The following is a 6010-nucleotide window of genomic DNA, read 5'->3' on the forward strand; positions in this document are numbered from 1 at the left end:
GCGCTCGGGAAGTCCTGGTATCCATCCTCAAACGGTGGCCGTGGTTACGGCATATCTTTGCTGACGGCGGATATGCAGGACCAAAGCTCAAGGGCAGACTAGGAAAAGGTGGGGAAATTTACACTGGAAATCGTCAAGCGGACCGATCATGCCGAAGGTTTCGAAGCCCTGCCACGCCGATGGGTGGTCGAGCGACCATTTGCATGGCTGAGAAGGTGTCGCAGATTGGCCAGAGACTTCGAGAAAACGATCGCTTCTTCCGAAGCGTGGATCTACATCGCAAATATCCGCTTCCTCACCAGGCGTATCGCAAGAGCCTGATATCATTACGTTCATTTTGATTCAGGCTCTAACTATTGGCGTGCAAGAAGCCACCGCCATCTGCGCTAACACGAACTTCCGCTCGTCGTTAAACGGTAACGCCGTTGTTTCAACCGAGATTAGATCAAAACCGACGCTTTCAGTTCACCTCGAAGCAACCATCATAAGTTTCACGCCTGAACAACTATGCGCCGCACTCTCAGGACGATATCAGAGAAGTAGTTCTCAAAGTCTGTTACCTGTGGAATAATCCTCGTGCATTTGCTGTAATGTTCTCAGCTGAGAACACGCAACTTCCCCCGACGACAAACAATTACACCTTCTGCGGTTGTCGCCCGTTGTGCAAGTTTCTGACATAATGAACCTGTGATCAAATGCCGCCTTCTGTGAGGACCTTCAACAGCAGCGTTTTCAAAAACCGCAAGCCGGGATGGTGATTAGCACATCAGGGGCAAATCCTAGCTGCCAGCTACGCCATGCCATCGTCACCAGCATGCGTGGTTTTCCTCCAAACAAGCGCACCTTCGAAGGGGCCGAAGACGTTTCTTTCCTGCCCGCCCAATTCACGGGCGTCGTAGCCCATGATCAACAGCCGATAGATGTCGGTCAGACCTGCCTCTGAGACCTTGCGTCACCTCTTCTTGCTGCCAGATGAGAATTGGTGCGGCACATGCCCCCGAGCCGAACTGCAAAGTCGCGCCCTGATCAGAAGCTTTTCCATCGCCGGCGCAAAGGCTGTGACAGCCGCAGCCGTCATAAACCCTAATTCCCGCATCGTCGGAAGACCAAGCGCGACATCTGTCTGTTTGGCGACAGAGGTAATTTTCCGCGTCGTATCCTCAATCCGAGCGGTCTATTCGCCGATCTCCGCCACATGATCGCACCCCTCTTCACGCACAACATCCGCGAGGCTATGGGCTGTGTCGTTCAAAACAGCTTCGGGCCGTTTGATATGCCCTCTGCCCACAGGTGCGACATGCCCATATTCGTAAAGCATCGAGCGCAGCGCATTCACCAGCTCCTTACGCTGATAAACAGCCCGTTCTCTCGCCCTGAACAGAATTGCACGCGCTTGCCGGTCCGGCGTCTTCGGCGCCACAAATCACATCTCCGGCTGACGCGCAACGATGACAATGGCCTGTGCATCGGCCGCGTCATTCTTTTGGTATTTCACAATAGGGCGCTGATATGGAGGTGCGACTACCTTCACCTCTGGGCCAACCCGATAATTTCCCGGACCCAATGATGGACCCTGCTACAGGCTACCGTGACGACTGTCGCGGTGGGCTGGTTCGCCATAAAACGAAGAAACTGTCCACGTGACAACTTCTTGAGAAACACCGCCTCTCCCGGCATCAATGCGCCGTGAAGCTGGTCGGATAGCAGCGACGCATTACTCGCCACTGCCACTATGAACCGGCATGCGGATCACTTCGCAATTCGGCGGTGGGCGAGGTAAGAGGTCCATGCCGGATCAAATGGAATGGCCAGCCCCGGATCTTGAACGTTTGTTATTGAGATCGTCATTGTGCGAAAGAGCCAGCACCCACTGGTGTTGGCATCTGCCGAACCCTTCGTCGCAAAATCTCGGGATCGGTGTCCGTCGATCCATTTCCAGAGCCATTGCCAGATGCGCTCGTCTATCGATAAGAAGCTCGCTTTTGCCACGGCGTGACGGTGATACATGGCCCATCCCCGGATTATCGGGTTCAGTTTCTGTATCAATCCCTCTTGCGTAACGACTGCGTTGCCTTTGATGATTTTCCGGCCCTCAAATTCGGCCGAACACGTGCCGTCAACCCAGACACAGTAGCGCCTCCACGGCTAAACGGGACATCGTCAGTCATACTATTCGTCTGGATTTAGTTTTGCATCGTTTTGTCCCTAGACAAAACTAAATCTCAGTAATTTTGTCCGCTGACAAAAGAAGCAAAATATTACTTTAAATCAAACAGATAACCCACGTGAGCTATAACTATAAACTCCTACGAGGGTGTTAACTTATTATTAACTTTAAATTTGTTGCAGATACCTAAGAATCGGACATAATAACGGCTAGACGGGCCATTGGGTCCAAAAATCGTTTTTATGGAAATCAACGGGTAATGAACGAGATCTCGCTCAAAAAGCCGAAAGTCACGCTTAAATTCGAAAAACACATCCTCGATCAAGGGGGGCAAATTTCGAAGAAATTGCATTTGCTCAGCGTTCAGAACTTCCCAGATTCGGGAAGGAAGACACTTCGTTCATTCTCTCTTGCAGAAGCGTCACAATATATAGGGGTGAGTCAGAGTCACCTTAAGAAACTTCATTTGGAAGGCAAAGGTCCCGCTCCTGAGACTTCGTCGTCAGGTCGGCGCTCGTACACCGCTGAGCAGATACACGACATTCGCCGGTATCTTGATCAAAATGGTCGGTCGGAAACACGTAATTACGTCCCGTACAGAAAACCAGGTGAACATCTTCAGATCATCGCTGTCGTTAACTTCAAAGGTGGCTCTGGGAAAACGACAACTTCCGCCCATCTGGCTCAGCATCTGGCTCTTACTGGTCATCGCGTCTTGGCAATCGACCTCGATCCTCAAGCCTCGCTTTCGTCACTGCACGGGTTTCAACCAGAGTTGGATCAGGTCCCTTCAATCTATGATGCCATCCGATATGATGAGGAGCAAAAGCCGCTCTCTAAGGTTATTCAGAAGACCAACTTTCCTGGACTGGACATCGTTCCTGCAAATTTGGAATTGCAGGAATTTGAATATGATACTCCGCTCGCAATGAGTGACCGCAATTCGAATGCTGGCAAATCATTCTTCACCCGCATCTCGAAAGCGCTAGAAGAAGTTGACGATCAATACGACATCGTCGTCATTGATTGTCCTCCACAGCTTGGCTACCTGACTATAACAGCGCTCACGGCAGCCACAGCAGTTCTCATCACGATACATCCCCAGATGCTGGATGTGATGTCGATGGGCCAATTTCTCTTGATGCTTGGCAATATTCTCGAGCCTATCCGCGCTGCCGGCGCAGAGGTAAATCTGGAATGGTATCGCTACCTTGTAACAAGATACGAACCAACTGATCAGCCACAGGCTCAGATGGTGGCTTTTTTGCAGACATTGTTTGGCGAGTTCATTCTCAAGAACCAGATGGTCAAATCAACTGCCGTCTCAGATGCAGGGATCACAAAGCAAACGCTCTATGAGGTCGAAAAAAGCGCTATGACGCGTTCGACCTATGAGCGTGCAATTGAATCATTAGATGCCGTGAATGGCGAAATTGAAGGCCTTATCCACAAATCTTGGGGGAGATGAGTTTGTCTGCTGACAAATCCAGCATTTATGATTGGAAATTCAGTGAGATAAGCGATTACGGAGACTGACAATGGCTAGGAAAAATCTTCTCGCGGAACTTTCGGAGTCAACCGAAGAGCCCGTGACGTCCAATTATCGGATCGGTGGCGCATCCAAATCCATGATCCGTTCTGTTAATGAGCTTGCACGTCAAGCTGACGCTTTCCTTGAAGGCGAGCAAGTCGTCGACCTCGATCCAAATGTTATAGATAGTTCTTTTGTATCTGATCGTCTTGGTACCGATGGTGAAGAATATCAGGAGCTTCTGCAAGCTATCCAGGAGCGGGGACAGGATAGCCCTATCCTCGTTCGTCCTCATCCAAGCGTAGACGGTCGTTTTATGATCGTCTTTGGTCATCGTCGTGTAAAGGTAGCTCGCGAGCTCGGACGCAATGTTCGAGCAGTTGTAAAGGCGCTTGACGACAAAGCACATATTATCGCGCAAGGACAAGAAAATTCGGCTCGAGCCAATCTCAGTTTCATTGAGAAAGCTCTTTTCGCAAAAAATCTTCAGACTCTAGGATATGACCGTGAAACTATCTCCTCCGCACTAGCAGCCAATGCGGCAGCGGTTTCCAAAATGATTTCCGTAACATCCCGTATTTTACCGGAACTCATCAACATTATAGGATCAGCTCCTGGGATAGGGCGCGAACGCTGGCTTGAACTAAGCCTTCTAGTCGAACGTAAGGCCGCTGTGATTTCCGAAATCGTAACTTCAGACGATTTTAGTTCGATAGATAGCGACGAGCGTTTCAATCGGGTCTTCACTACGGCGAATGCCAAAGGCAAGCCGGTCAAAAAGGAACGAACCGCACCACCTGCAAAGTCGTGGGAATCTAACGAATTTGCCGTTACGATGAGTCAAAAGCCGAAACAGGTCGATTTCTCTTTCAAGAGCGAGAAAGCTAGACCGTTCGGCGATTGGTTATCCGAGCGACTTGAAATCCTTTTTGAGGAATTCAAGCAATCCGAAACCAAGAATGGAGATTGAACCGCAAAAGAAAAAGGCCCCCAAACGTTGCCGTCATGGAAGCCTCTCTCAAAGTTCTAGCAGACTGAGAATCGCATTTCCATGAATCAGTGTCAAGAGTCATAGACGTCAATTTGGCGGGTGGATTTCTTTTGCCTTTTGAAAGGTGAGAGGAAATGCAAATTCTAGCAACTGTTACGTCCGTGTTACACGGGCGAAGGAATAGTTTTGCCCAACCTGAACTGCATAAAATGCAGGGCAGGGGGGTAAACAGATGGGTGATTTACAAACAGCTTTGCTTGGCCAAGTCAGCACTCGATCTCAATGATCGCTGCCTCGCCGTGCTGAGCTCGCTTTTGTCATTTCTCCCTGACGATGACATGAATGAGAAAACTGGCCTCGTCGTTTTCCCGTCCAATCGTCAGCTTTCGCTACGTGCTCATGGCATGCCTGAATCGACGTTGCGCCGTCACCTCGCTTCACTGGTCGAAGCCGGGATCATCGCGCGCAAAGATAGCCCGACGCGTAAGCGCTATGCTCATAAGGACAGGGAAGGCGGCGTTGAACTTGCCTTCGGCTTTTCCTTTGCGCCTTTGCTTGATCGCGCGTCAGAAATTGCCGTTATCGCCGATCAAATTCTCGCCGATCAGAAAACACTGAAGCGTCTACGCGACGAAGTGTCAGTCATACGAAGAGACCTGGCATCGGCTTTTGCGGATATGGTCCAGAAAACAGGTGAACCTGGGGAATGTCTCGAAGCATTGTTTGTTCGCTTTCGCACTGTTGTCGACGCTATCCCTCGCCGCGCATCTCTTGATGAACTGTCCGCGATCAGGGCCGCTCTTGAAGCCATTCGTGGTGAAATGGCTATCACTTTGAAAACAATAGGGATTGTTCAAGAAATGAGCGGCAGCGTCGCCCAATATGAGCGGCAGCATAATGAATCCCTGCCAGAATCCCTTTTTGAATCTCAAAATGGCAAAAAGATTGATTTGAGAGCGGCTTCTGCGGAAACACCAGTTCCCGTGAAAGCTGAACGGCAAACTCCTGTCGAGTTAATGCCATCCATTTCTCTCGACCAGGTGCTAAGAACATGTCCAGATATTTGCGAATACGGAACCAACGGAATTGGCACATGGCGTGAGCTTCTTGATGCTTCACGTATTGTCTCGTGCTTTCTCGGCATCAGTCAATCAGCCTATCAGGAAGCTATCCGTTTCATGGGGTCAGAAACCGCTTCGACCGCTATTGCCTGGATTCTGCAGAAACTATCGGCCATCAAATCGCCTGGCGGTTATTTGAGATCCCTTACCCAAAAGGCAAGGGCAGGGACCTTTTCAATCTCTCAACTGCTGTTTTCGGG

General features: G+C 50.1%; 5 protein-coding genes and 1 pseudogene. 4 read left to right on the forward strand and 2 right to left on the reverse strand.

The window, feature by feature from the left end; all coding sequences use genetic code 11:
- A pseudogene (locus ACTJKP_RS22685) lies at positions 1-321 on the forward strand (transposase); the annotation flags it as partial.
- Positions 322-1174: 853 nt separating this feature from the next.
- Here the strand turns inward: ACTJKP_RS22685 and ACTJKP_RS22690 are convergent.
- Positions 1175-1420: a hypothetical protein gene (locus tag ACTJKP_RS22690; RefSeq protein ID WP_440632267.1), complete on the reverse strand. Its 246-nt coding sequence runs from the start codon at positions 1418-1420 to the stop codon at positions 1175-1177.
- A 329-nt stretch (positions 1421-1749) separates the two neighbouring features.
- Positions 1750-2082: a group II intron maturase-specific domain-containing protein gene (locus ACTJKP_RS22695; protein WP_440632290.1), complete on the reverse strand. Its 333-nt coding sequence runs from the start codon at positions 2080-2082 to the stop codon at positions 1750-1752.
- A gap of 344 nt (positions 2083-2426) precedes the next feature.
- Here ACTJKP_RS22695 and repA point away from each other — a divergent pair, with 344 nt between their 5' ends.
- The 3 genes from repA to repC form a co-directional block, all read left to right on the forward strand.
- A complete protein-coding gene (repA, locus tag ACTJKP_RS22700; RefSeq protein WP_440632268.1) occupies positions 2427-3635 on the forward strand; it encodes a plasmid partitioning protein RepA in 1209 nt (402 codons plus the stop codon).
- A 70-nt stretch (positions 3636-3705) separates the two neighbouring features.
- Positions 3706-4668: a plasmid partitioning protein RepB gene (repB, locus tag ACTJKP_RS22705; RefSeq protein WP_440632269.1), complete on the forward strand. Its 963-nt coding sequence runs from the start codon at positions 3706-3708 to the stop codon at positions 4666-4668.
- Between the two features lie 155 nt (positions 4669-4823).
- A partial coding sequence (gene repC, locus ACTJKP_RS22710; protein ID WP_440632270.1) for a plasmid replication protein RepC occupies positions 4824-6010 on the forward strand: 1187 nt, incomplete at its 3' end.

It is taken from the genome of Brucella sp. 22210 (assembly GCF_052045675.1).
Classification (GTDB): Bacteria; Pseudomonadota; Alphaproteobacteria; order Rhizobiales; family Rhizobiaceae; genus Brucella.

Bases quoted from the DNA above. Each gene is read 5' to 3' on its own strand.
- repA (WP_440632268.1), top strand. From the start codon at position 2,427: ATGAACGAGATCTCGCTCAAAAAGCCGAAAGTCACGCTTAAATTCGAA.
- repB (WP_440632269.1), top strand. From the start codon at position 3,706: ATGGCTAGGAAAAATCTTCTCGCGGAACTTTCGGAGTCAACCGAAGAG.